20 protein-coding genes are annotated in these 26,124 nt (G+C 74.1%); 11 read left to right on the top strand and 9 right to left on the bottom strand.

Annotated elements, in window-relative coordinates; translation table 11 throughout:
• Positions 1-55: 55 nt before the first annotated feature.
• Entirely contained in the window at positions 56-1,069 is a 1,014-nt protein-coding gene (locus tag EAO77_RS04120) for a glycosyltransferase family 2 protein (RefSeq protein ID WP_147986751.1), read from the top strand.
• 111 nt (positions 1,070-1,180) lie between these two features.
• Here the strand turns inward: EAO77_RS04120 and EAO77_RS04115 are convergent, their stop codons facing one another.
• The 4 genes from EAO77_RS04115 to EAO77_RS04100 form a co-directional block, all read right to left on the bottom strand.
• Complete coding sequence (locus EAO77_RS04115; protein WP_261993790.1) at positions 1,181-2,899, bottom strand: LCP family protein; 1,719 nt, start codon at positions 2,897-2,899, stop codon at positions 1,181-1,183.
• Between the two features lie 49 nt (positions 2,900-2,948).
• Entirely contained in the window at positions 2,949-4,724 is a 1,776-nt protein-coding gene (locus EAO77_RS04110; RefSeq protein ID WP_147986750.1) for an LCP family protein, read from the bottom strand.
• A gap of 219 nt (positions 4,725-4,943) precedes the next feature.
• Positions 4,944-6,659 carry an LCP family protein gene (locus EAO77_RS04105; protein ID WP_147986749.1) on the bottom strand — a complete coding sequence of 572 codons (1,716 nt, stop codon included), beginning with the start codon at positions 6,657-6,659 and terminating at the stop codon, positions 4,944-4,946.
• A gap of 230 nt (positions 6,660-6,889) precedes the next feature.
• Positions 6,890-7,642, bottom strand: a complete 753-nt coding sequence (locus EAO77_RS04100) for a TIGR03089 family protein (RefSeq protein ID WP_147986748.1) — start codon at positions 7,640-7,642, stop codon at positions 6,890-6,892.
• Positions 7,643-7,768: 126 nt separating this feature from the next.
• Between EAO77_RS04100 and EAO77_RS04095 the strand changes: the two genes are divergently transcribed.
• From EAO77_RS04095 to EAO77_RS04085, 3 genes are all read left to right on the top strand, one after another.
• The gene (locus EAO77_RS04095; protein WP_147986747.1) at positions 7,769-9,058 is read left to right on the top strand and encodes a peptidoglycan recognition protein; all 1,290 of its coding nucleotides are present in this window, start codon (positions 7,769-7,771) and stop codon (positions 9,056-9,058) included.
• A gap of 91 nt (positions 9,059-9,149) precedes the next feature.
• Entirely contained in the window at positions 9,150-10,241 is a 1,092-nt protein-coding gene (locus EAO77_RS04090; protein WP_147986746.1) for an NDP-sugar synthase, read from the top strand.
• A 10-nt stretch (positions 10,242-10,251) separates the two neighbouring features.
• A complete protein-coding gene (locus EAO77_RS04085) occupies positions 10,252-11,244 on the top strand; it encodes a DNA-3-methyladenine glycosylase family protein (protein WP_147986745.1) in 993 nt (330 codons plus the stop codon).
• Between the two features lie 505 nt (positions 11,245-11,749).
• Here EAO77_RS04085 and EAO77_RS04080 read toward each other — a convergent pair.
• From EAO77_RS04080 to EAO77_RS04070, 3 genes are all read right to left on the bottom strand, one after another.
• The gene (locus EAO77_RS04080) at positions 11,750-13,096 is read right to left on the bottom strand and encodes a coenzyme F420-0:L-glutamate ligase (RefSeq protein ID WP_147986744.1); all 1,347 of its coding nucleotides are present in this window, start codon (positions 13,094-13,096) and stop codon (positions 11,750-11,752) included.
• Entirely contained in the window at positions 13,093-14,049 is a 957-nt protein-coding gene (cofD, locus tag EAO77_RS04075; RefSeq protein WP_147986743.1) for a 2-phospho-L-lactate transferase, read from the bottom strand. The genes EAO77_RS04080 and cofD overlap by 4 nt, the downstream gene beginning before the upstream one ends.
• A gap of 177 nt (positions 14,050-14,226) precedes the next feature.
• Positions 14,227-14,721 carry a cysteine dioxygenase gene (locus EAO77_RS04070; protein WP_147986742.1) on the bottom strand — a complete coding sequence of 165 codons (495 nt, stop codon included), beginning with the start codon at positions 14,719-14,721 and terminating at the stop codon, positions 14,227-14,229.
• A 683-nt stretch (positions 14,722-15,404) separates the two neighbouring features.
• Between EAO77_RS04070 and EAO77_RS04060 the strand changes: the two genes are divergently transcribed.
• The 3 genes from EAO77_RS04060 (at position 15,405) to EAO77_RS04050 (ending at position 21,413) form a co-directional block, all read left to right on the top strand.
• Positions 15,405-15,668, top strand: coding sequence for a WhiB family transcriptional regulator (locus EAO77_RS04060; protein ID WP_018846780.1), 264 nt, complete (start codon positions 15,405-15,407; stop codon positions 15,666-15,668).
• Positions 15,669-15,957: 289 nt separating this feature from the next.
• Positions 15,958-19,818, top strand: a complete 3,861-nt coding sequence (locus EAO77_RS04055) for a glycosyltransferase (protein ID WP_147986741.1) — start codon at positions 15,958-15,960, stop codon at positions 19,816-19,818.
• 2 nt (positions 19,819-19,820) lie between these two features.
• Positions 19,821-21,413: a DUF5719 family protein gene (locus EAO77_RS04050; protein WP_147986740.1), complete on the top strand. Its 1,593-nt coding sequence runs from the start codon at positions 19,821-19,823 to the stop codon at positions 21,411-21,413.
• A 40-nt stretch (positions 21,414-21,453) separates the two neighbouring features.
• On the opposite strand, the gene EAO77_RS04045 is transcribed toward EAO77_RS04050, so the two are convergent.
• A complete protein-coding gene (locus EAO77_RS04045; protein ID WP_147986739.1) occupies positions 21,454-21,885 on the bottom strand; it encodes a metallopeptidase family protein in 432 nt (143 codons plus the stop codon).
• Between the two features lie 271 nt (positions 21,886-22,156).
• Here EAO77_RS04045 and EAO77_RS04040 point away from each other — a divergent pair, with 271 nt between their 5' ends.
• The 4 genes from EAO77_RS04040 to EAO77_RS04025 all read left to right on the top strand — a co-directional run bounded on the left by EAO77_RS04040 (position 22,157) and on the right by EAO77_RS04025 (position 25,776).
• On the top strand, positions 22,157-22,585 hold the full coding sequence (locus EAO77_RS04040; protein WP_147986738.1) for a DUF3499 domain-containing protein: 429 nt from the start codon (positions 22,157-22,159) through the stop codon (positions 22,583-22,585).
• A gap of 212 nt (positions 22,586-22,797) precedes the next feature.
• A complete protein-coding gene (locus tag EAO77_RS04035; RefSeq protein ID WP_147986737.1) occupies positions 22,798-24,165 on the top strand; it encodes a phosphomannomutase/phosphoglucomutase in 1,368 nt (455 codons plus the stop codon).
• A gap of 222 nt (positions 24,166-24,387) precedes the next feature.
• A complete protein-coding gene (locus EAO77_RS04030; protein ID WP_147986736.1) occupies positions 24,388-24,570 on the top strand; it encodes a Trm112 family protein in 183 nt (60 codons plus the stop codon).
• Between the two features lie 63 nt (positions 24,571-24,633).
• Positions 24,634-25,776 (top strand): SIS domain-containing protein, encoded by a 1,143-nt coding sequence (locus EAO77_RS04025; RefSeq protein ID WP_147986735.1) that lies wholly within the window; start codon positions 24,634-24,636, stop codon positions 25,774-25,776.
• A gap of 122 nt (positions 25,777-25,898) precedes the next feature.
• Here EAO77_RS04025 and EAO77_RS04020 read toward each other — a convergent pair.
• Positions 25,899-26,124: SIS domain-containing protein (locus EAO77_RS04020; protein WP_315986076.1), on the bottom strand; the 226-nt coding region annotated here is incomplete at its 5' end.

Here is a 26,124-nt window from a genome sequence, read left to right as displayed (position 1 = left end):
TGCGACACCGACCGCCGCGCCAGGGGGTCCCCCGTTCGCGGTAACGTGGCGGGCGATGAACGCCACGCCGCCTGTATCCGTGATCATGCCGGTCCTCAACGAGGAGCGGCACCTGCGCAACTCGGTCCGTCACATCCTCGAGCAGGAGTACGACGGCGAGATGGAGGTGGTGATCGCGCTCGGACCGTCCACGGACCGCACCGACGAGATCGCCGCAGAACTCGTGCGCGAGGACCCCCGCGTCCACACCGTGCCGAACCCGACCGGCCGCACCCCGGCCGCGCTGAACGCCGCCATCAAGGCGTCGCGCCACCCGATCGTCGTCCGGGTCGACGGTCACGGCATGCTGTCGCCGAACTACATCGCCACCGCCGTCCGCCTCCTGGAGGAGACCGGCGCGCAGAACGTCGGCGGCATCATGCACGCCGAGGGCGAGAACGCCTGGGAGGACGCGGTCGCCGCGGCCATGACGTCGAGGATCGGCGTCGGCAACGCGGCCTTCCACACGGGCGGCGCCGCCGGCCCCGCGGAGACCGTGTACCTGGGCGTCTTCCGCCGCGAGGCGCTGGAGCAGCAGGGCGGGTACAACGTGGAGTTCATCCGCGCCCAGGACTGGGAGCTGAACTTCCGCATCCGCGAGGCGGGCGGCCTGATCTGGTTCTCGCCCGAGCTGAGGGTGCAGTACCGGCCCCGCCCCTCGGTCCGCGCCCTGGCGAAGCAGTACAAGGACTACGGGCGCTGGCGCCATGTCGTCGCCCGGTACCACGCCGGCTCCATCAACCTGCGCTACCTCGCCCCGCCGGCCGCCGTGTGCGCCATCGCCGCGGGGCTGGTCGCCGGCGCCGCCCTGACGCCCTGGGCGTTCGTCGTGCCGGGCGGCTACCTGGCGGCCATCGCCGCCGGCTCGGTCCCGGCGGGCAAGGGGCTCCCCCTGGCGGCCCGGCTCCGGATCCCCGTGGCCCTCGCCACGATGCACATGTCCTGGGGCTACGGCTTCCTGACCAGCCCGCGCTCGCTCGCGAAGAAGGTCATCGCCAGCCGCCGGCCCCCGGTGGGCACCGCGGCCTGAGCGGCCCGCGCCGTACGACGACGCCGCCCGCCCCCTGCACAGGGGGGCGGGCGGCGTCGTCGTACGGCGTCCCGCCGGCCGGAAGCGGACCGGCGGCGGCTCGGAAACCGGTCAGAAGCGGTAGGGCCAGTAGATGTCCATGCACTCGCCCTTGTTGTCGCCCATGACCGTCTCGGTGTTCTTCGGCGGCCCGGAAGCCGGATCGGCCTTCGGGAACGTGTTCCCGGTCCGCCAGTCCGCGCCCACCACCAGCGTCACGCCGGAGACGTCGGCGGACTTCTTCACGGCGCTCGTGGGGATGCCGAGGGCCTTGGCCACGGCGTGCGCGTCGCCCTCCAGGTCGGCGCTCGGGAACAGCACCTGGGTGCGCTTCTGGGACTCGGGCGTGATGTCCGGCTTGGCTCCCGAGAAGCCCTTGTCCGCCAGCAGCCCGGCGACGGTGGCCGCCCGGCGCTGCGTGGGCTGCTCGGTGGTGGAACCGGTGCCGTTGCGGACCATGATCCCGATGTCCGCCGGGTCGGCGGCCGGGTCCTTCGGCGCGGCCGGCTTCTTCGCCTCGGACGTCGGCGCCTTGCCGTCCACGGGGATGTCCTCGCGCAGCATCTCCCAGAGACGCTCGGCCTCACCCGGGGCGGGCAGCACGTGCGCGTCCGGGTTGTTCGGGTCGGGGATGCGCGGCATCGTCAGCATCGCGATCCGGCTGGTCGGCACGTCCTTCAGCGTCATGCTGAGGTCGAACAGCTTCTTGACGGTGCCGATCTCCTGCGAGACCTGGAGCGCCTTGGTGGCCGTCTCCGCGAGGTCCATCAGCTGACCGGTGTCGGTGAAGGCGTTCTGGTCCTTGAGCTTGCGGATCACCGAGTTCATGTACATGTGCTGGGCCTTGGAGCGGCCGAAGTCGCTCTCGAAGGCATGGCGGGTCCGCAGCCACTGGAGCGCCTGCTCACCCTGGATGGGCCAGGTGCCCGCCTTCAGCCGCAGCCCCGAGCCGCCCGGGACACCGGGCTTGGGGCCGTCGTAGACGTTCTGCCGGACGCAGACGTCGGCGCCGCCGATCGCGTCCGCCATCGAGACGACGCCCGCGAAGTCGACCATCATCCAGTGGTCGATGTAGACCCCGGTGAGCTCCTGCCAGGTGGCCAGCGTGCAGCCGGCACCGCCGCGGCCGAGCGTCGCGTTGATCAGGTCGCGGGTGGCGGGGAACTCCTCCTTGGTCTTCGGGTCGGTGCACTTGGGGATGTCGACCTTGGTGTCGCGGGGGATGGAGACGACCGACGCGTTCTTGCGGTCGGCCGACACGTGCAGCAGCATCTGCACGTCCGCGAGCGGCTTCGCACCGACGCTCTTCTTCGACCCGCCGAGCTTGAGGTTGGCGCTGGAGTTCCGGCTGTCCGAGCCGATGAGCAGCACGTTCAGCGGGGTCTGGCCTGCCGCGTTGGGCGCCGTCTTGCGCACGTCGGAGTCGGCGGCGCTCCGCTCGCCCTTGCGGATGTTGCTGTTCAGGTGCTCGTAGTACAGGTATCCCGCCCCCGCGGTGCCGAGGATCAGCACCGACAGCGACAGCGCGATCCAGCGCCCTATCCGGCGTCTGCCGCGTTTCGCCCGGCGGCGCGGAGCACCGCCGCGCCGGTGCGAGCCGGCTCTCGGATCCGCCGTGCCGTCGCCGGTGTCGTCGTCCCCGCCGGCGCCGGTACGGGCGTCGTCGGGCGCCCTGCGGCTGCCCGGGACGCGTTCGTCGCCCTCCTCGTACAGGCTTTCGTCCCAGCCGAAATCGCCGGGTTCCGGTCCGCGCTGACGCGTTCCCTCCCCACGGACCTTGCTCTGTCCCACCCCAAGACCCCCTGTGTTCAGGCTCTCCCCGATGAGCCCGGTTCGAATGTCACTTGGCGCACAGTTTCTTGTCCGCCTGCACCGCGTCGTCCGGCGCCTTTGCCGGACCGGTGATGGGCACCCCCGCGCCCTTGAAGTCGGGGCCGAGGGTCAGCGTCATCGCTTCCAGTCCCTCGGCGTCGGTCGTGCCCGGCTTGAGCGCCGCGGCGGGCAGGCCCATCAGGTCCGCGAGCTTGCGGGCCTGGTCGGCCTGGTTGGGCGCGTACACCAGCGTCGTCTGCGAGACGTCCGCGGGCGCGTTGCCCTTGTTGGTGGACTTCAGGACTCCCTCGGTGTTCTGGAGCCAGTCCAGTGTCTTCTGGGCCGCGCCCTGGGGGCCGCCGCCGTTGAGTACGTCGACACGGACGCCGGACGCCTCGGCCCTGGTTCCCTCCAGGAGCTTGGCCTGCTCGGCCTGGGCGGCCTGCTGCTTCTCCTTCTTCTGGGCCTCGACCTCGGTGAGCGAGATGTCGTTCTTGACCATCGAGAACAGCTGGTCCGACTTGGCGGTGTTCAGGACGACCGTGGCCTTGACCTTCTCCGCCGGGTTGTCCAGCACGGGCACCGTGGCGAAGGTCAGGTTCTTCATGTCGAACTTGCCGAGTTCCAGACCGAGGTCGCGGAGCTTCCCTATGTCGTCGATCTTCGAGTCGACGGTCAGCGCCTTGGTGCCCGCCTCGGCGAGCTTGACCAGCTTGGTGGGGCTGGTGAGCGTGTCGTTGGACTTCAGGGTGCGCATCAGCGAGCTGAGGAACTGCTGCTGGATCCTGATCCGGTCGAGGTCGCCCTGGTTGCCGAAGGAGTGCCGGGTCCGCACGAAGGCGAGGGCCTCCTCGCCCTCGAGCGTGTGCTCGCCGGCCGGCAGGTTCAGATGGGAGTCCGGGTCCTTGACGTCCTTGGCGAGGCAGATCGGGACACCGCCGACGGCCGAGGTCAGCGTCTTGACGGCGTTGAAGTCGGCCACCATGAAGTGGTCCATGGTGATGCCGGTCATCTCGGTGACGGTCCGCATGGTGCAGCTCGGCGTGCGGCCCGCCTGCCCGAGGCTCGTGTTGAAACGGACGCCCTGCTGACCGGGGATGACCTTGGTGGAGCCGTCCTCCTGCGTCGTCGGGCAGTCCGGGATGTCCGTGATGAGGTCACGGGGGATGCTCAGCGCCGTCGCGTTGGTGCGGTCCTTGGACACGTGCAGCAGCACGGTGGTGTCCGCGTGGCCGGGGCTGTTCTTGTCGCCGTAGCCCTCGTTGCCCTCGCCGGTGCGCTTGTCCGTGCCGATCAGCAGGATGTTGATCGCCCGGTCCTTGCTGAAGCCGCCGGTGCCCGCGTTGTCGTCCGGGACGGACGTGATGTTCGAGTTCAGGTGCTCGTAGTAGAGGTAGCCGGCGCTCGCCGTGCCGACCATCAGCAGCGCGAGGGTGCCGCCGGTCCACAGCAGCACCTTCTTCCTGCGCGACGCGGCCGGCTTGCGCTTGCGCCGCCCGGCCTGGGGCGGGACGCGGTCACCGCCACCGCCGCCACGCCTGCCGCGCTGGCCGGGCACCTCGGCTGCCCGGGCGTCCCCGACCGGCTGCCGGCGGCGGGTGGCCGTGCGCGCGGGCGCGGCGGCCTCGCCGGCCGGAGCGGCGCCCCGCGCGGCTCTTCTGGTGCCCGAGGACCGGGAGGAGGAGGCTGTCGACTGCGGTGCGGATTGGTCCAGTCGCAGTTCGTAGTTGCCGGTCTGCGGGTTCATGACCCACTGGTCGGCGGGGTCGATGTCCTCCGCCCGGCCACGGCTTTGCGCATCCACGGTTGTTTGAGTCCTCCGTCGGTGCCACGCGAGGCGCCTCCCCCCAGGCGCTCGGTCCTTCGATCCAGCAGTGCGCGACATGGGGTCACAAGCACCGGATCGCGTCACACTATCCGCCCAGTTCAGCGTCGAGCGACGCGCGTGACAAATTCCTCACCCCTTACAAGCGGGCAATCCGCCCAATCCCTCCGCGCCGTCGTCCGGTGCTTGGCCATTGCTTTACCCGCAGGTGCCGTCGGCCGCATTGGTGCCGGAGAAGGTCGGGTCCGGCGAAGGGCTTTCGCCGGCGGCCTCCGCCGCCTCCTTCTCGGCCTCCGGGACGACCGTCACCGGCGCGTCCTCGCGCAGCCGCTCGAACAGCTCGCCCGCCTCCGGCTCGACCAACTCGTCACGGTTGGGATCGAGATGGTAGGGCTGACGGGGAACGGTAAGGAATTGCACCTTTTCCGTCGGAACGTTCCGGAGGGAGCGGGTGAGGTCGTACAGATCCTTCAGCGAGTCGAGGCCCGGATCGGTCGTGATCGACTTGGTGGCCGCGTCGAGCACCGGGTAGAGCCGGGTCGGATTCAGCAGGACGCCGTTGCTCTGCACCTTCTTGACCAGCGCGCCGAGGAACTGCTGCTGCCGCTCCATCCGTTCGGTGTCGCTGCCGTCCCCGAGGGTCTTGCGGGCCCGCACGAAGCCGAGCGCCTCCTCGCCGTGCAGCGTCTGCCGTCCGGCCGCGAGCTTCAGCCGGGCCGCCTTGTCGTCGATCGGCTGCTGCAGGCAGATCTCGACCCCGTCGACCGCGTCGACCATGTCCTTGAAACCCCGGAAGTCGATCACCATGTGATGGTCGATGCGGATCCCGGTGAACTTCTCCACGGTGCGGATGGTGCAGGCGGCGCCCCCGAACTGGAACGCCCAGTTGAACTGCGCGGTCTGCTCCCGGGTCCGCTTCCCGTCGGGCTTGCGGCAGCTCGGGATGGTGACCATCAGGTCGCGCGGCACCGACATCGCGGTGGCGCTCTTCCGGTCGGCGGCGATGTGCAGCAGGATCGTGGTGTCGGAACGCTGGCTTCCGCCGCCGCCCTCGTCCTTGCCGTACCGGTCGTTGCCCGCGCCCTCCCGGGTGTCGGAGCCGAGCAGCAGGATGTTCTCCGCTCCCGTGGCGATCGAGGCGGGCCGCTCGCGCTCGTACGTCTCCAGTTCCGCCGCCGCCGAGGTGTCGGTGGTGATGTTGGAGTCGAGCTTGCGGTAGAACCACCAGCCGGCGCCGGCGGCCGCCAGCACGACGACCGACGTCCCGAGCGCGGCCCACCGAAGCCAGTGCCGCTTCCGCGGCGCACCCCCGCCCTCGCCGCCCGCGGGGCGGTCGCCGTCCGCCGGGGGGCCGTCACCGCCGGCCGCGTCGTCGCCGGCAGGGGGACCGCTGCCCGCAGCGGAGTCGCTGTCGCCGCTGCCGTCGCCCGCGTCGGGGCCGCCGCCGGTCGCGTGACCGTCGTCGCCCCCGGCCGGGGAAGGCCCGTCGGTCTCGGGGGCGCCGCCGACCTGGTCCTGGGCCCCGGCGGCAGCCGCCGCGGGGCCGCTGCCCTGCGGTGCGCCGCCGTCCGTCGCGTCGTCGTCCGTCGCGTCGTCGTCCGCGGTGGCCCGGTCCGCCGCCGGACCGCGGCTCCCCGGGGTGTCCCAGGCCGCGGCGGCGTCGCCGTCCGCGGCGGGGGCGACCGGGGCGGCACCGTGCGCGGGGCTGCCGTCCGTGGCGGGGCCGTCGGCGGCCCGGCCGCCGCTGCCGGGGCCGTCCTGCCCGCCGGCGGCGCCGGAGTCGCCGCCGTCCCCCGCAGGGGTGGCCCCGCCGGGCGCGAGGGCCGTCGCGTCGCCGGGGCCGCCGTCGGCCGCCCCCGCGGCCGCGTTCCCTTCCGCAGGCGTGCCAGCCTTGTCCGTCACGTGTGGGTCCATCCTTCATGGCGTCGGCAGCGCGCTGGGCCGCCGATCGCTGGTCTAGACGGCTGAACCCGACGCTTGGTTGTGCGTTGAAACACGCTTGTCGCCGATCATCCACCGCAGTTGACGCCCGGGCCGGGAGGGCTTGGCCCGGATGTGCGCCACTTGAGTGGACTTCTCCGGGCTTGTCGTACCGCAGCCGCCGGCCACCCCGCCGGCACGGCCGTCCCCGCCCCACCACGCCGTCACCGCACGGTGAGGCTCACCCGCTCGCTCTCCACGCGCTTCGCCAGACCGTCGTCGGACAACTCGCCCAGGTTCCGGCACAGTACGACCGAGGCCCCGGCGGCCAGCGGCGCGAACAGCCCCGCACTCAGCCCGTCCCAGGTGTCGTAGTCGAGGCCCGACAGCAGCCGCGCCCCGGCGTCCAGCCCGAGCCGCCGCGCGTCCGCACGCGCGCGATCGACCAGTTCGGCCCCCGTCAGCGCCACCCCGGCCACCGTCAGCGCCTCGCCGTCCGGGTCCACCGGCGCGTACGGGGCGAAGCGGTCGCCCTGACTCGGCACCTCCACCGCGTAGTCGGCCCAGCCGGCGGGCGGGGTGGTGAAGCGGCGGCCCATCGGCGCGAGGGACAGCGCCATCCGCTCGCCCTGGCAGGCGAGTCCGTCCTCGAACCGCCCGGGCCCGGCCACCACATGGTCCGCGGCGGCCGGATCGCCGCCCACGTCCGCGACCACCCCGACCGACGAACACGCCAGCAGCCACACGGCACTCTGCCAGTGCGCCGGCACCAGCAGCGCGAGGCGCTCGCCCGGCTCCGCGGACATCTCGCCCTGGAGCAGATTGGCGGTCTTCGCCACCCAATTGGCGAAGGTGGCGACGGACAATTCGACGCGCTCACCGGTGGCGTCGTCGTAGAAAGTGACCAAAGGGCGCGCCGGGTCCGCGGCGAGCGCGGATCGCAGCAGGTCGGCAGGGGTACGGTCGCTGGCGTTCATCCGCGCAACAGTACGCGGGGCGCCGCGCCGGGGCTGCCGCGGCAGCGGACGCGTACCCCGGTCGGCCGGATGCCCGCCCCGATTCCCGGCGGGCGAAGCCGCCACGCCGCTTCCAGGATCCTTGACATGCGTGGATACCTGGCATCTTCGATCTCCGTGGCGTGCGTGGCCGCGCTCGCCCTCCCGCTGACCCTCACGACGGGCGCCGCCGCCGCCGCGCCCCTCCGGGCGCCGGACGTGCCCGGAAGCACCCGGTCACTCCCACTGGAGCCACTCGCCGAAACCCCCTCGGGCCGGGCGCACGGCGCCGCCCCGCAGGGCCTGGCACGGCGGGCCGTCGAGCCGTTCTCGCTGCTCGGCCTCGTCTGGGAGAACGCCGCCGCCGAACTCGACGGCACCGTCGAGGTCCGCACCCGCGCCGTCTCCACCGGCACCTGGTCCGCCTGGCAGCAGGTCGAGACCCACAACGGCGACCATGCCGCCGACCCCGGCACCGCCGAGAGCGAGTCCGGCCGGGTCCGCGGCTCCACCGCACCCCTGTGGGTCGGCGCCTCCGACGGCGTCGAGGTACGGGTGCGGCAGGCGGACGGCAGCACCGCCGACCTCCCCGAGGGCATGCGCCTCGAACTCGTCGACCCCGGCGAGGACCCCCCGGCCGCGGGCACCGGAGCCCCGGGCYCCGCCCCCGGCGGCGCGACCGGCCGCACCCCCGTCGGCGGCCTGGAGATCCCGGAACTCAACCAGCTCGACACCGAGGCGGAGGCGGCCGCCTCCGGCGACCTCGTCGTGGACGCGGCGGCCGCCAAGCCCTACATCGGCCCCCGGCCGCGCATCGTGACCCGCAAGGGGTGGGGCGCCGACGAGTCGCTGCGGGAGAAGAGCTTCGTCTACACCTCGACGGTGAAGGCGGCCTTCGTCCACCACAGCGCCACGGGCAACAACTACACCTGCGCCCAGGCGCCCTCCGTCATCCGCAGTATGTACCGCTACCACGTCAAGAGCAGCGGCTGGCGGGACCTCGGCTACAACTTCGCGGTCGACAAGTGCGGAAACATCTACGAAGGCCGGGCGGGAGGCGTGGCCAAGCCGGTGCTCGGGGCGCACACCCTCGGTTTCAACACGAACAGCACCGGTATCGCCGTACTCGGGACGTACAGTTCGTCCAATCCGCCGGCGGCGGCGGTGACCGCGGTCGCCAAGCTGACCGCGTGGAAGCTCGGGCTGCACGGGATCAACCCCAAGGGCAAGGTGACCCTCACCTCGGGAGGAAGCGGAAAGTACGCGAAGGGCAGGAAGGTCGCCATGAACGCCGTCGCCGGCCACCGGGACGGGTTCGTCACGGACTGCCCCGGCAGCCGCCTCTACGGCAAGCTCGGCACCATCCGCTCGGCATCGGCCTCCTACCAGGGCCGCTGACCCGCCCCTGCGGGGCCGCACGGAGTGCCTGCATAAACTGGCCGGTCCCACCGGCGACCGTGCCCGGCCCCAGCAGGAAGCAGAGACCGCATTGAACCAGGCCCCAGAAGCCATTCTCCTGGTCGGAGGCAAGGGCACCCGGCTGCGTCCGCTCACCGTCCGCACCCCCAAGCCGATGGTGCCGGCAGCCGGTGTCCCCTTCCTCACCCACCAGCTGGCGCGGGCCCGGGCGGCCGGCGTCGAGCACATCGTGCTCGCCACCTCCTACCTGGCCGAGGTCTTCGAGCCGTACTTCGGCGACGGCTCGGCCCTCGGCCTGCACCTCGAGTACGTCACCGAACGGGAGCCGCTCGGCACCGGCGGCGCGATACGCAACGTCGCCTCGCGCCTGCGGTCCGGACCCGACGACCCGGTGCTCGTCTTCAACGGCGACATCCTCACCGGTCTCGACATCCCGGCCCTCGTCGAGACCCACCGCTCCTGCGACGCGGACGTCTCCCTCCACCTCACGCGCGTCGACGACCCACGCGCCTTCGGCCTGGTGCCGACCGACGGCACGGGACGTGTCACGGCCTTCCTGGAGAAGCCGCAGACCCCCGAGGAGATCGTCACCGACCAGATCAACGCCGGCGCCTACGTGTTCCGGCGTTCCGTGATCGACGCGATCCCGGCCGACCGCCCGGTCTCCGTCGAGCGCGAGACCTTCCCCGGGCTGCTGAGCGCCGGCGCCCACCTCCAGGGCATGGTCGACTCCACCTACTGGCTGGACCTCGGCACCCCGCACGCCTTCGTCCGCGGCTCGGCCGACCTGGTGCTCGGCCGCGCGCCGTCGCCCGCCGTGCCGGGCCGCCGCGGCGACCGGCTGGTGCTGCCCACCGCGCGCGTCGCGCCCGGCGCCAAGCTCACCGGCGGCACCGTCGTCGCGGAGGGGGCGGTCGTGGCCGAGGACGCCCGGATCGACGGCAGCGCCGTCCTCGCGGGCGCGGTCGTGGAGGCCGGCGCGGTCATCTCCGGGTCGCTCGTCGGCCAGGGAGCGCGGATCGGCGCCCGTACGGTGCTCTCCGGCGTGGTCGTCGGCGACGGCGCCGTCGTCGGGGAGGACAACGAGCTCAGGGACGGCGCACGGGTGTGGTGCGACGCGGTGCTCCCCGCGGGTGCCGTCCGCTTCTCGTCCGACCAGTAGCCTGAAGCGCATGGCAGGGCGATTCGAACCGGGTGCGCGCCGCGCGGGCGTGCGCGGCGCCGCCCCCGTACCCGCGGACGTCCCCCGCCGGCCGACCGCCCCGCGCACCCGCAGCTGGACCCCGCCCTGGCCCCTGGACCTCGCCCTGGTCCTCGGGCCGCTGCGGCGGGGACCGGCCGACCCCACGTTCCGCACGACGCCCGACGGCTCGGTCTGGCGGGCCACCCGCACCCCCGAGGGCCCCGGCACCCTGCGGGTCGCACTGCGCGGCGGCACGGTCGAGGCCGAGGCGTGGGGGGCCGGCGCGGCCTGGCTGCTCGACCGGCTGCCGGATCTGCTCGGCGCGTCCGACGACCCGGACGCCTTCGCGCCCCGCCACCGGCTGGTCGCCGCCTCCCGGCACCGCCGCCCCGGTCTGAGGCTGCTGCGCACCGGGCTGGTGCTGGAGTCCCTGATCCCCTCGATCCTCGAACAGAAGATCACGACCGACGAGGCGTACCGCGCCTGGCGGCTCCTCGTCCGCACGTTCGGCGAGCCCGCGCCCGGACCCGAGATGCGGCTCCATGTGATGCCGGATCCGCGCGGCTGGGCGCTGATCCCCTCGTGGGAGTGGCACCGGGCCGGGGTGGACGACAAGCGCGCCTCGACGATCCTGCGCGCCGTGCGGTCCGCGCGACGGCTGGAGGAGGCGGCGTCGATGCCGGCCCCGGAGGCCATGGCCCGGCTGGAGCTGATCCCCGGCATCGGCCCCTGGACCTCGGCGGAGACCGTCCAGCGCAGCAACGGCGCGGCGGACGCCGTGACGGTGGGGGACCTGCACCTGCCCCGCATCGTCGGCTGGGCACTCGCCGGCGACCGCAACACCGACGACGCGGCGATGCTGGAACTCCTCGCCCCGTACGAGGGCCAGCGCCACCGGGCGGCCCGCCTCATCCTCCTCTCGGGCCGCATCCCGCCCCGGCGCGAGCCCAAGATGCGGCGCGTCGACATCGCCCGCTGGTGACGGGCGCGGCGGAGCGCCGCCGCCGGCTGCCGCACCACCCGCACCCGCACCGCCCCCGGGTCCCGGGCGGGCCCCTTCGCCTCGCGCCGTGCCCCGGAGCTTCCGGGACCGGGACGCGTCGCGCCGGAGGCGGGCACCGGCCGCCGTGACCGGGGCCTCGTGCACCGGCCCCGTGCACCGGGTGCTTGCGCCGGAGCCCGTGTGCCGGCCGCCGTGTACCGGGCGCTTGCGCCGGAGCCCGTGTGCGGGGCCTCGCGCCGGGTCCCGGACCTGCCCCGGGTCCCGGGCGGGCCCCTCCGCCTCGCCGTGTTGCGGAGCTTCCGGGACCGGAGGCGTCGCGCCGGAGGCGGGCATCGGACGCCGTGACCGGGGCCTCGTGCACCGCCCCCGTGCACCGGGTGCTTGCGCCGGAGCCCGTGTGCCGGGCCTCGCGCCCGGCCCCGTGTGCCGGGCGCCCGGCACCGTGCCGCCGTGCCGGCGCCCCCTCGTCCCGCTCCGGGACAGCTCAGCGCACCGTGATGAACGACTCCGCCGGGCGGCCCGCGCGGGGCGGGGGCTGGGTCGTGGGGTGGCCGATCGCCACCGCGCCCATCGGGTCCCAGTCGGCGGGCAGCGCCAGCACCTCGCGCACCACGTCCCGGCAGAACATCGTCGACGACACCCAGGCCGACCCCAGGTGCTCACCCGCCAGGGCGACCAGGAAGTTCTGCACGCCCGCGCCGGCCGCGACCACGAACATCTCGCGTTCGGCGGCGTCGCGCCGCTCGTCGCCGTAGGTGTGGGCGCCGTCGGCGACCAGGCAGGGCACCGCCAGGTAGGGCGCGTTGCGCAGCACGTCGCCGCGCCGCACCCGCTTGGCGATCGACTCCTCGGACTTCCCGTCCCGCCGCAGGTCCGCGATCCACGCGTCACGCATGGCGTCCAGCAGCCGCAGCCGGGAGGACTCCGACTCCAGGAGCACGAACCGCCAGGGTGTCGTGTGGTGCGGCGCCGGGGCGGTGACCGCCGCCGCGACCGCGCGGCGCACCGCGCCGCCGTCGACCGGCTCGTCGGTGAACTCGCGCACCGTGCGCCGCTGCGTCACGGCCTCACGGACCGCCTCCGAGGTGCCGAGCCGGAACATGTCGTCCCGGGAGTCGCGCACCAGCGCCCGAGCCCCGGCCGCCTCTCCCGCACCGGAGGCGGAGGCACCCGTGCCGTCGGACTCGTCGGCCTCGTCGGTGACCAGATGCGCGAGGCCGCGCACCACCGCGACCGGCAGCCCGGCCGCCTTGCCCTTCACCAGGTCGCCCGCCGCGGCGAGTTCGTCGGCGACGGCGACCACCGTGGCGCTCAGCGGGTTGCCGTGGGCATCGGTGCCGCCGCGCAGGTCGTCCAGGACGCGCACGCCCGACGCGCCGATCGCGACGTCGGTGAGCCCGGCACGCCAGGGCCGGCCGAACGTGTCGGTGACGACGACCCCGACGCGGACGCCGAGCGCCTCCCGCAGTCCCCGCCGGATCGCGCGGGCCGAGGCGTCCGGGTCCTCGGGCAGCAACAGCACCGTGCCCGCGGGGGTGTTGGAGGCGTCGACCCCGGCGGCGGCCATGACGAGGCCCTGCCGGTTCTCCACGATCCGCAGGAGGCCGCGCCGGGCGACGACCCGGACGGTCTCCGCGTCGATCGCCGCCTCCCGGTCGGCCGCCTCGACGATCCGGCCCTCCGCCTTGCTGACGATCTTCGACGTCACGAGCAGGATGTCGCCGTCGGCCAGTGCCGGGGCCGCGGCGGCGATCAGCTTGGCCGGATCGTCCCCGGGCCGGACCTCGCCGATCCCGGGCGGCGCCCACACGGCCAGCGACGGCGCGCTCACGCCCGGACCTCCTCGGCCAGCGCCAGTGCGGCACGGGCCATCTCGGCGGTGGCGTCGGTGTCGGTCATCATCAGCGGCACAGCGCGGCAGCGGATGCCCGCCGCCTCGACCTCGTCCACCGCCGCGGCGTCCACGGAGTCGACCAGCCACCCGTCGAGCAGCCCGGAGCCGTAGTGACGGGCGACCGCGGCCGCGGTCGCCTCGACCCCCACCGCCGCGAGCACCTTGTCGGCCATGCCCCGCACGGGAGCGCCGCCGACGATGGGGGACAGGCCCACCACCGGCACGCCCGCCTCGGCGACGGCCTCGCGGATCCCGGGCACGGCCAGGATGGTGCCCACGCTGACGACGGGGTTGGAGGGCGGGAAGAGGATCACGTCCGCGGCGGCGATCGCCTCCAGCACGCCCGGCCCCGGCTTCGCCTGCTCCGCGCCCACCGGCACGACGGCCTCGGCGTCCACGGAGGCGCGCAGCCGGACCCAGTACTCCTGGAAGTGGACGACCCTGCGTTCCCCGTCGAGGGTGACGGCGACATGCGTCTCGACCCGGTCGTCGGACATGGGCAGCAGCCGCACGCCGGGGTTCCACCGGGCGCACAGCGCCTCGGTGACGGCGCTCAGCGGGTAGCCCGCGGCGAGCATCTGGGTGCGGACGATGTGCGTCGCGAAGTCGCGGTCTCCGAGCCCGAACCACGCGGGCCCCACGCCGTAGGCGGCGAGCTCCTCCTTGACGCGGAAGGTCTCGTCCTCGCGGCCCCAGCCCTGCTCCTCGTCGATGCCACCGCCGAGGGTGTACATCACGGTGTCGAGGTCGGGGCAGACCTTCAGTCCGAACAGATGGATGTCGTCACCGGTGTTGCCGATCACCGTGACGTCCGCCCCGGGAGCCGCCTGCCTCAGGCCGCGGAGGAAACGGGCGCCGCCGATACCGCCGGCCAGAACCACAATGCGCATGCACACAGTGTCGCAGGCCGGTCACGGCCGCGGTCGGGGTGGTGGCCGGTCACGGCCGGTTCGGTGGGAGCGCGGGGCCGGACGCCCGAGGCCGTCGCGGACCACGGCCGCGTGCCGGGCGGCCCGCCGTCCCCGGACTCCGCGGGCGTGGCCCCTCGCGCGGTGCGGACCGTCCGGTCAGACCGCGGCCGGTTCCCCGGTGCAGCGTGCCGCCGTGTGCATCGGCATCTCGGTCAGGCCCGGGTAGTACACGTGGAGGCTGACCGCGCCTTCGAGGGAGTCGTTGACGACCTCGTGCGCGTAGCCCGGCGCGAAGACCCGCTGGGCACCCTCCCGCAGCGTCCGCTCGCCGTGCGGCGTGCGCTCGGTCAGCTCGCCGGTGAGGACGGTGAGGACTCCGGAGGAGTCGCCGTGCCCGTGGAGGCCGCTGCCCTGGCCGGGCACCCAGCTCAGCAGCCAGACCTCGTAGCCGGGGCCGGTCCGGAGCCGGTGGTACCACCGGGAGGTGGCGTCGTACTCGACGAGGTGCTCCCAGCGCGCCCGGTCGGCGGCCACGGAGCGTGCGAGCCCGGCGAACTCGGCCACGGTGGCCGGGTGCTCGCGGGCGGGCTGGAGCAGGTGCTGGACGGCGAGGATGTCGCCGGCGATCTGGAGGTCGCTGTCGCTGTTCATGGTGCGGGGGGTCCTCGGCAGGAAGTGCTGGGGTGTCGCTCGGGATGTCGGCAAACGGCACTGCGAGAGAAAACGGCAAACGGCGGTGCGCGAAGCGTCAGTGCGGAGAAGTGGAGAAGCAGCCGGAGCGCGGGGGCATCAACAGCTGGAACAGCAACAGCAACAGCGCGCCTGGACAGCGCCGCGGTACCCGCGGTGGCGGGTCGCGAGGTGCGCTGAGGTCGCTGGCATGGGATCAAAGGTGACGGGTCCGCTCTCCGGCTGTCAACTCGATGGGCGATGTGGCGGCAATGTTTCACCCCTTTCGGTTGCCGGGCCCGGAGAAAGGTTTGTGCAGCCCCTACCGGGGACAAACGCGCCAGCAACCGTGTCGGTGAACGTGGTTGGTGCTGTGCGACCGCGCTGTGATCCGGATCGCTCCGGTGGCTCGATCGCAACGGATCACCGGGTGTGACGTCTCCCTCCCCGAGAGGGTGGCCCGGCCAGGCCACTGGCATGTGTCAGGTTTTTGGTGATTTCAACACTTTCCGCATAGCCTTGGTTCCGGAGAGTGAATACCGGGGCCAGTAGCAGATCGTGGCTTGACTCGCTCGGAGCCACACACTTGTAATTTCACTCGTGTCGTTCGGCCGAAAACCATCGCGGCAACATCACGGGGACGCAAAGACAGACGAGGGGCGCACATGACCGAGCTGTTCCAGCAACTGCTGGTCGAGGACGCGGACGAGGAACTCGGCTGGCAGGAGCGCGCATTGTGCGCCCAGACCGACCCCGAGTCCTTCTTCCCCGAGAAGGGCGGTTCCACCAGAGAGGCCAAAAAGGTCTGCCTGGCCTGCGAGGTGCGGTCCGAGTGCCTGGAATACGCCCTCAACAACGACGAACGCTTCGGCATCTGGGGCGGACTCTCCGAGCGGGAGCGCCGCCGTCTCAAGAAGGCGGCGGTCTGAGCCCCCGCCGGCCTGCGGGGACCACGCGACCGGCAGGCCGTCCCACCGGTACCCGGCCGCCCCTGCGGCGACGACTGCGGCTGCGCCCGGGACCGGGGTCGCGGCCGCGGACGGGCCCGCGGCCGAGCCCACGGCAAAGAAGGACAACAGCGGACATAGCCCACGGTCCGCCGCCTGAGCCTCGCGCACAGGCGGCGGACCGTTCGTATGTCAGCCGTTAGTGTGGGGCCCCGTCCGTGACGCACCCCGCCCCTTCGGGGCGACCCCCGGCCGGAGGCCCCGTACCTCAATGTCCGCCACCACAGCAGCGTTTGTCCCGGCACACGCGCCCGAGTTCCCGCGGCACGTCGTCACCGCCGTGCTCGTCTCCCACGACGGCGCGCGCTGGCTCCCCGACGCCCTCGCCGGGCTCCTCGGCCAGGAGCGGCCCGTGCAGAACGTGGTCGCCGCCGACACCGGCAGCGCCGACGCATCGGCCCAGCTGCTCACCGAGGCCCTCGGCCCCGACCGCGTCCTGCACCTCGCCCGCCGCACCGGTTTCGGCACGGCCGTCGACGAGGCGGCCAGGACCGCCGGCGTCCTCACCCCCGAGGACCTGCCCTACCTGAAGCGGCCGAGCGGCTGGGACCCGGTCACCAGGTCCTGGCGGGACGAGGCGTACGACATGCCCGAACTGCCGCACGGCGAGCCCGTGCAGTGGCTCTGGCTCCTCCACGACGACTGCGCGCCCGAGCCCACCGCGCTCGCCGAGCTGCTGCGCGTCGCGGACTCCGACGCCCATGCGGCCGTCGTCGGCCCGAAGCTGCGCGGCTGGTACGACCGCAAGCAGCTGCTGGAGGCCGGTGTCTCCATCGCCAACAGCGGCCGCCGCTGGACCGGGCTCGACCGGCGCGAGCAGGACCAGGGGCAGCACGACCAGATCCGCTCCGTCCTGTCGGTCTCCTCCGCGGGCATGCTCATCCGGCGCGACGTGTACGAGGAGCTGGGCGGCTTCGACCGCCGCCTGCCCCTGATGCGCGACGACGTCGACCTCTGCTGGCGGGCGCACTCGGCGGGACACCGGGTCCTCGTCGCCCCCGACGCCGTGCTGCGGCACGCCGAGGCCGCCGCCCGCGAACGGCGCACCGTCGACTGCGCGGGGCGGTCGGTCGCCAGCCCGCACCGCGTCGACAAGGCCGGCGCCGTCTACACCCTGCTCACCAACGCCCGGGGCGTCGTCCTGCCCTGGGTGCTGCTGCGCCTGGCCGTCGGCACCCTGCTGCGCACCCTCGCCTACCTGGTGGGCAAGGTGCCCGGGCAGGCCGTGGACGAGGTCATGGGTCTCTTCGGCGTGCTGCTGCGGCCCGAACGGATCCTCGCCGGGCGCCGCAGACGCTCCCGCAGGGCCGTCGAGGGGAGCGAGCTGCGCCCCCTCTTCCCGCCGCCCGGCGCGACCGTACGGGCCACCGTCGAGCAGGTCGTCTCCAACTTCGGCGGATCCGACTCCGACTCCGGCGGCTCCCGCCACGGAGCGGTCGAGTCCGGTCCCGGCGGAGACGACGCCGACTACCTGGAGATCGAGCAGTTCGCCCGGCTGAAGAAGATCGCCCGCAAGCCCGGCCCGCTGCTCTTCGCCGTCCTGCTCCTCGTCTCCGTGGTCGCCTGCCGCGGTCTGTTCGGCGGCGGCGCGCTCTTCGGCGGCGCCCTGCTGCCCGCGCCCGCCGACGTCTCCGACCTCTGGGCGCGCCACGCCGACAGCTGGCACCCGGTCGGCACCGGCGGCACCCAGACCGCCCCGCCCTACCTCGCCGTCCTCGCGGTGCTGTCCTGGCTCTTCCTCGGCTCCACCGGGCTCGCGCTCACCGTGCTCCTGGTCTGCTCGGTGCCGCTCGCCGGCCTCACGGCGTACTTCGCCTCCCGGCCGATCGTGGAGTCCCGGCTGCTGCGCGCCTGGGCGAGCATCGCCTACGCCTTCCTCCCGGCGGCCACCGGCGCCCTCGCCACCGGCCGGCTGGGCACCGCGGTCCTCGCGGTCGTGCTGCCGCTCATCGCCCGCGCGGCGGTCGCCGCGCACGGCCTGCGGGCCCGCGGCGGCGCCCGCGGCAGCTGGCGCGCGACCTGGGCCTACGCGCTGCTGCTGACCTTCGCCATGGCCTTCACCCCCGTGGTGTGGCCGCTGGCGCTGGTCACCGGCGTCGCCGTCCTCGTGCTGCGCCGTGCGGACCTCACCGCTCATCTGCTGCGCTTCCTGGCGGTCGTCGGCACCCCGCTGCTGGTGCTCGCCCCCTGGTCGCTGGAGCTGCTGACGAGCCCCTCGCGCTTCCTCGGGGAGGCCGGTCTCGACCTCGGCAGCGGTGACGCGGGCGCGCTCGACCTGCTCGGGATCAGCCCCGGCGGCCCCGGGGCGGCAGGCGGTCTGCTGATGCTCGGCATCGTCGCGGCCGCACTGGGCGCCCTGCTGCGGGCCGAGCGCACCTTCGCCATCCGCACCGCGTGGGCCGTGGCCCTGCTGGGGTTCGTGTGCGCCGTGCTCACCAACGGGTCCGGCTGGGCCGGACCCGCCACGCTCGTCTACGGCATCGCGCTGCTGGCAGCGGCCGTGCTCGGCGCCGAAGGCGGCCGCAGCCGCGTCGCCTCGCAGAGCTTCGGCTGGCGGCAGCCCGTCGCCGCCCTCGTCGCACTCGCCGCGGGCCTCGCCCCGGTCGCCGCCGCGGCGGGGTGGATGCTCGACGGCGCGGCCGGCCCGGTGGGCCGCGGCGACCCCGTCCAGGTGCCCGCGTTCGTCGCCGAGGAGAGCGACACCCGCGACCAGCCCCGCACCCTGGTGCTCGGCGGCACCTCGGCCGCCACGGTCTCCTACACCCTGGTCCGCGGCTCCGGCGGGCGCCTCGGCGACGCCGAGCTGGCAGCGGCCGCCGGTGGCGACCCGCGTCTGGACCGGGTGGTCGCCAACCTGGTCGCCGGCTCCGGAGCCGACCAGACCAGCCAGCTCAGTGGCTACGCGATCCGCTACATCCTCGTCCGCGACGGGGTGCCCCGCGCGACCGGCCGCGTCCTCGACGCCACGCCGGGCCTCAGCCGGCTCAGCCAGCTCGACGGCAGCGCGCTGTGGCGGGTGGACCGGCAGGTCGCCCGCGCGACGATCGTCGACGGCGCGAACGACCCGCTGCCCGTCGCGTCCGACACCGTCGGCGCCCACGCGGACATCCCCAAGGGCGGCGCGGGCCGGGTCCTGCGCATCGCCGACCATGCCGCCGAAGGGTGGCAGGCCACCGTCGGCGGCCGGGTGCTGAAGAAGACGACCGTCGACGGCTGGGCGCAGGGCTTCGAACTGCCCGCCGAGGGCGGCAAGCTCGTGCTCACGTACGAGGACCCGCTGACGCACACCGTCTGGGTCTGGACGCAGGCCTTCCTGGCGCTCGTCCTCGTGGTGCTCGCCCTGCCCGGCAGGCGGCGCGAGATCGACGACGACCTGCCCACGGAGGAGGCCGCCGCGGCCGTGCCGCAGCAGCCGGAGTCCGGCGAGGGCCGCCGGGCGCGCCGGCTGCGCGCCCAGGCGGAGGCCGGGACCGAGGCGGAGGGCGCGGAACCGGAGCCGGAGAACCCCGCTCCGCAGACGGACCCCTACGCGCAGGGACAGGCCCCCGCGGACGCCTACGCGGCCGTGCCCGGACAGCAGCAGTACGGCGGCTGGGACGACGGTGCGCAGGACCCGTACGCGTACGGCGACGGGTACGCGAACGCTCCCGGCGCGGGCGACCCGTACCGCCGGCACCCCGGGTACGGCGACGGCGGTCAGCAGTACCCCGCCGAGCAGCCCTACGGCGACGGCGGTCAGCAGTACGCCGGTGAGCAGCCCTACGGCGACGGCGGTCAGCAGTACGCCGGTGAGCAGCCCTACGGCGACGGCGGTCAGCAGTACGCCGGTGAGCAGCCCTACGGCGACGGAGGGCAGCAGTACCCCGCCGAGCAGCCCTACGGCGACGACGGCGGATACCCGCAGCAGACCTACCAGGACGGCTCCTGGGGCCCCGGCGGCGCGGACGGATACCGGCAGGACGGTCCCGACGGCTACCCGCGGCAGGACGGCCGCGGCCACGACCCGTACGGATACGGCGACCAGTACCCCGAGCCGCCCTCCCAGGCTCCCGGCACGACGCGAGGCGAGTGAGAGTGAAGCGCACCACCATCTCCCTGATCGCGGTCGTCACCGCCCTGGCGGCGGTCACCGGCGTCGCGTCGCTGACCGCCCCCGAGGGCGCCACGGCCACGCAGAACAAGGCGGCGGCCCGGCTTCCGGTCGAACGGTCCAGCCTGTTGTGCCCCGCGCCCAGCAGCTCCGAACTGGCCGAGACGCTGTACACCTCCTTCACCCCCGCGGGGGGCGGGAAAGCCGCGTCCGACGATGACGGCGCGCCCGCGAAGCCCACGGCCGAACTGCGCCCGTCGGCCTCCGTGTTGGCGGACACCGGGGCCGCTCCCGCGAAGGACGACGCCGAGAAGGACGCCGACGGAGAGAAGGACGCCGAGAAGGACTCGGCGAAGGCGCCGCGGAAGCCAGCCCCGGACAAGCCCGTCGTCGTCCTCCAGGAGCCCGGCAAGCCCGTCGCGGCCGACGCCGACGGCGGCGAGGCACCCGCCCTCGTCGGCACCGCCACCGGCGCGCTCGCACCGGGCTGGACGGCCCAGCAGACCACAACCGTCCCCGCGGGCAACGGCCGTGGACTCCTCGGCGTCAGCTGCACCGCCCCGGACACCGACTTCTGGTTCCCCGGCGCCTCCCTCGCGGAGCGGCGCCAGGACTACGTCCACCTCACCAACCCCGACGACACCAGCGCGGTCGCCGACATCGAGCTGTACGGCAAGGACGGCGAGCTCAAGAGCACGCTGACCGAGGGCATCACGGTCCCGCCCGGCGGTGCCGTGCCGGTGCTGCTGTCCACCCTGACCGCGGACAAGGCCGACGACGTCACCGTCCATGTCGCCACCCGCACGGGACGCGTCGGCGCGGTCGTGCGCTCGGCCGACGAGACCGACGGCAGCGACTGGCTCGCCGCGTCCGCCGACCCCACGGGCACCGCGGTGCTCCCCGGCATCCCGGCGGACGCGACCTCGGTCCAGCTGGTCGCCTTCGCGCCCGGCCAGGACGACGCCGACCTCAAGGTCCAACTCTCCGGCCCCACCGGCACGATCACCCCGGCGGGCTTCGAGAAGCTGCGGGTGAAGGCGGGGATGACCGCCATGGTCGACCTGAAGGACGTGACCAGGGGCGAGGCCGGATCCCTGATCCTCAGCCCCGCCGAGGCCGACCGGGACACCCCCGTCGTCGCGGCGCTGCGGGTGGTGCGGGGCAAGGGCGACCGCAAGGAGATCGCCTTCATCCCCGCCGCCGCACCCGTGGGCTCACGGGCGACCGTCGCCGACAACCGGGACAAGGGGTCGTTCCTCTCGCTCACCGCTCCGGGCACGGCGGCGCAGGTCGAGGTGACGGCCTCGGCGGGCACCCGCGGGGGCACCGCGGCGGTCAAGACGTACACCGTGAAGGCGGGCACCACGCTCACGATCACGGCCCCCGTGCCGGCCGGGCTCCGGGGGACGTTCGCGCTGACCGTGCAGACGGTCTCCGGCGGCCCGGTGCACGCCTCGCGGATGCTGGAGGCGCCGGACGGCGGCGTCCCGATGTTCACCGTGCAGAACCTGCCCGACGACCGGGGGACGGTGTCCGTCCCGGTGGCGGAGCAGGACCTGTCGGTGCTCGACGACTGACCTGCGCGCCCCGGGACCGTGCGCCGGGCCCGGGGCGCCGTCAGTCCTGGCCGTACCGCGGGTCGACCGACTCGGGCGAGAGCCCGAGCAGCTCGGCGACCTGCTCGACCACCACCTCGTGGACCAGCAGCGCCCGCTCGTCGCGGCTCTTCGTCCGGATCTCGACCGGCCGGCGGTAGACCATGATTCGCGCGGGGCCGTCCTTCCCCGCCGGGACCGCGCTGCCGAGCGGCACCGAGTCGTCCACCGAGCGCGGCACCTCCAGCACCAGGAAGTCGACCTCGGCCAGCTCGGGCCAGCGCCGCTCCAGGCGCTCCACGGAGTCCTGGACCAGGTCCCGGAAGCTCTCGGCACGGCTTGCGGCGAGCGGCACCTGCGGCGGGGCGACGGGCCCGCGCATGCCCCGGCCGTGGCGGTCGCGGCTGCGTGGTCTCGGCTCGCCCGGGGGCGGCGGTACGGGGCTGTCCTTCACTCACGCAGGGTAACTCTCGCGGCCCCGCGGGACCCGCCCGCCGGGCACGGAACGGCCACCTTGTCGCCAGTTGAACGATCCGGCCAAGCTTGGGCCCGAATCCGCGTCCCCGGCGATCGGTGATCTCGTCACGATTGACCTGATTCACCCCAAGTCGTGACCGTCCAGGGTGCGGTCGTCGTCCGTGTGGTTCTCTTCCCGTGCAGGTCAGGTCAGTTGCCGGAACTGCCGGATCGTCGGACGCCGCAGCACGACACGGGGGAGTGACCTGGTGGAGAGTCGTCGCAGCCCGCTCAAGAGTGCGGTACCGTCCAACGTCGTGAGCCCTGTACGTCGATGTTCTCGCACCGCGTGCGGCCGCCCTGCCGTCGCGACACTGACGTACGTCTATGCCGACTCGACTGCGGTCCTCGGCCCGCTCGCCACCTACGCCGAGCCCCACTGCTACGACCTGTGCGCCGAGCACAGCGAGCGGCTGACCGCCCCGCGCGGCTGGGAGGTCGTGCGGCTCACCGACGGGTCCGCGCCCGCCCGCCCCAGCGGCGACGATCTCGAAGCCCTGGCGAACGCGGTCCGCGAGGCGGCACGGCCGCAGGGGCGCGCCGCGGAGGCCACCGGCCAGGGCGGACGCAGGTCGGCGGACCCGATGGAGGTCGCACGCCGCGGCCATCTGCGGGTGCTCCGCTCCCCGGACAACTGACCCGGCCGCACCCCGCCGTACGGCCCCTCCTCCCGAGGAGGCCGCGCCCCGCGCCCAAGGCTCCCCGGAACACGCCCGGTTGGTACCGGGACGCATCGCCTGCGCCACCCCGGCGGACACCGGCGTCCGCCGGGGTGGCGAACCCGCCGCAGCGGCGGCACGCCCTACGGGTAGTTTGATGCGACTGCCGAGACTTCAGGAGGATTGGGCCCGTGGCTGCTGATCTGTCGCAGATCGTTAAGGCGTACGACGTCCGCGGCGTGGTGCCGGATCAGTGGGACGAAGGGACGGCCGAACTGTTCGGCGCCGCCTTCGTCCGGGTGACGGACGCCGGCGCGGTCGTCGTCGGCCACGACATGCGGCCGTCCTCGCCCGGCCTGGCCGGGGCGTTCGCCCGCGGCGCCGCCGCCCTGGGCGCCGACGTCACCATGATCGGACTCTGCTCCACCGACCAGCTGTACTTCGCCTCCGGCAGCCTCGGCCTGCCCGGCGCGATGTTCACCGCCTCGCACAACCCGGCGCAGTACAACGGCATCAAGATGTGCCGGGCCGGGGCCGCACCCGTCGGTCAGGACTCCGGCCTCGCCGACATCCGGGCACTCGTCGAGGGCTGGACCGCGGACGGCGCCGGCCCGGCCCCCGCCGGCGTGCCCGGCACGATCACCGAGCGGGAGACCCTGGACGACTACGCGGCCCATCTGCTGTCGCTGGTCGACCTCTCCGCGATGCGCCCCCTCAAGGTCGTCGTCGACGCGGGCAACGGCATGGGCGGCCACACCGTCCCCACCGTCCTGCGCTCGCTCCCGGTCACCCTGTTGCCGATGTACTTCGAGCTGGACGGCACCTTCCCCAACCACGAGGCCAACCCCCTCGACCCGGCCAACCTCGTCGACCTGCAGGCCCGGGTGCGCGAGGAGGGGGCCGATCTCGGGCTCGCCTTCGACGGCGACGCCGACCGGTGCTTCGTCGTCGACGAGCGCGGCGCCGGGGTCTCCCCGTCCGCGATCACCGCCCTGGTGGCCCGCCGCGAACTCGCCGCTCACCCCGGCGGCACGGTGATCCACAACCTGATCACCTCCTGGTCCGTCCCGGAGGTCGTCCGCGAACACGGCGGCAACCCCGTGCGCACACGGGTGGGGCACTCCTTCATCAAGGAGGAGATGGCCCGCACCGGCGCCGTCTTCGGCGGCGAGCACTCCGCCCACTACTACTTCCGCGACTTCTGGAACGCCGACACCGGCATGCTCGCGGCGCTCCACGTGCTCGCCGCGCTCGGCTCCCAGCCGGAGCCGCTGTCCGCGCTGGTCGAGGCGTACGACCGCTACGCCGCGTCCGGCGAGATCAACTCCGAGGTCGACGACCAGACGGGCCGCGCCGCGGCCGTCCGCGAGGCCTTCGCCGGCCGCGACGGCGTCGGCACCGACGACCTCGACGGGCTCACCGTGGCGGCCGCCGACTGGTGGTTCAACCTGCGCCCGTCCAACACGGAACCGCTGCTGCGCCTCAACGTCGAGGCACGCGACGAGGCGACCATGGCCAAGATCCGCGACGAGGTGCTGGCGCTCGTGCGCGGCGCATGACCCCGGCCGCCCGGAGACGGGCCGGGGCCGTCGCGCCCCGCCCCTCCGGGGCCTCCGTCCGCCCCCGCGGAGGCGCCACCCGGCACCCCTGCCCAGAACGAGCCGCACCCCACCGCCCGGCGGTAGGCTGACGAAGCCCGATCCGTACGACCACGAACCGCGCGTCCGGCCCGAGAACACCGACCGGCCGGCCCGCGACCGCCCCGAAGGGACATCGCTGTCATGCCGCTCGAAGCCGGCCTCCTGGAGATCCTCGCCTGCCCGGCGTGCCACGCCCCCCTCGACGACCGCTCGTCGGCACAGACCCCGGAGCTGATCTGCACCGGTACCGACTGCGGCCTGGCCTACCCGGTCCGGGACGGCATTCCGGTCCTCCTGGTCGACGAGGCACGCCGGCCCGCCTGACGCGGCCGGAGACAACCACACACCGACCCCCTCGCACGCGTACGGCGATCGGAGGCCAACCCCATGCTCGACGAGTCGCTCCTCGACGCGCCGGACGCTCTCGCACGCATCGACCACAGAGGGCTCCTGCGAGGAGCCGCCGAGGCAGGGGCACGCGTACGCACCGCCGCCCGGCACGCGTCCGAGGCGGGCATCGCGGACCTCACGCCCGAGGGAAGGCCCAGGACCGTCCTGGTGGCCGGGCCGGGCACCGCCGCCTCCGGCGTCGCCGACCTGATCGGCGCCCTGGCCGGCGCGTCCGCCCCCGTCATCGGTCTGCGGCCCACCGGCGTGGCACACGCCCCCGGCGCCTTGCGCTGGACGCTGCCCGGCTGGGCGGGCTCCCTCGACCTGCTGCTCGTCGTCACCACGGACGGCAGCGAGCCGGGCCTCGCCCTTCTCGTCGAGCAGGCGTACCGGCGCGGCTGTTCCGTCGTCGCCGTCACCCCCGGCGCCTCCCCGCTCTCCGAGGCCGTGGACGGCGCGCACGGGCTGGTGGTGCCCATGGCCACCTCGCCCAACGAGCTGTACGAGGAGGGACGGGCGGCGAGCCCCAGCGCGCTCTGGGCGCTGTTCACCCCGCTCCTCGCGCTCCTCGACCGGGTGGGCCTCCTCGAAGCGCCCCCGGAGGCGCTCGACAAGGTCGCCGACCGGCTCGACCGCGCCGCCGAACGCTGCGGGCCCGCCATCGCGACCTACAGCAACCCGGCCAAGACCCTGGCCGCCGAACTCGCCGACAGCGTCCCGCTGATCTGGACCGAGGGCATCGGCGCGGCCCCCGCCGGCCGCCGTTTCGCCGCCGTCCTCGCCGAACTCGCCGGCCGCCCGGCCCTCGCCGCCGAACTGCCCGAGGCGCTCCCCGCGCACGGCGTGCTGCTGGTCGGGGGCTTCGCCTCCGGCGCCGACCCCGACGACTTCTTCCGCGACCGGGTCGACGAACAGCAGGCGCTCCGGGCCCGGGTCGTCCTGCTGCGCGACCGCCCCGCCGGAGGTCTGACGGCCGCACCGGCCGCGCGCGAGCTGGCCCTCGGCCACGACACACCCGTCAGCGAACTCGAACCGGAGGCCGGCAGCGAGCTCGAGTGCATCGCCGAACTGCTCGCCGTCACCGACTTCGCCGCCGTCTACCTCTCGCTGGCCCTGGCGGGCGAGGCCGAACCGTCCTAGGGCCCTTCGTCCGGATCACAGGCCCCGGCGGTACCGCACCACCCCCGCGCCCGACGCCGTGCGCGGGGCACCCGCACGCCCCCGGGGCGCACCGGCCGGGGCCTCTCCCGCGCCGAAGCGCCCTAGGACGGTTCGGCCTCGCCCGCCAGGGCCAGCGAGAGGTAGACGGCGGCGAAGTCGGTGACGGCGAGCAGTTCGGCGATGCACTCGAGCTCGCTGCCGGCCTCCGGTTCGAGTTCGCTGACGGGTGTGTCGTGGCCGAGGGCCAGCTCGCGCGCGGCCGGTGCGGCCGTCAGACCTCCGGCGGGGCGGTCGCGCAGCAGGACGACCCGGGCCCGGAGCGCCTGC

Origin of the sequence: Streptomyces sp. T39 (assembly GCF_008042045.1) — a bacterium.
Classification (GTDB): domain Bacteria; phylum Actinomycetota; class Actinomycetes; order Streptomycetales; family Streptomycetaceae; genus Streptomyces.
Note: the sequence above shows the minus strand (reverse complement) of the source record. Positions and strands in the feature narration are given on the sequence as shown.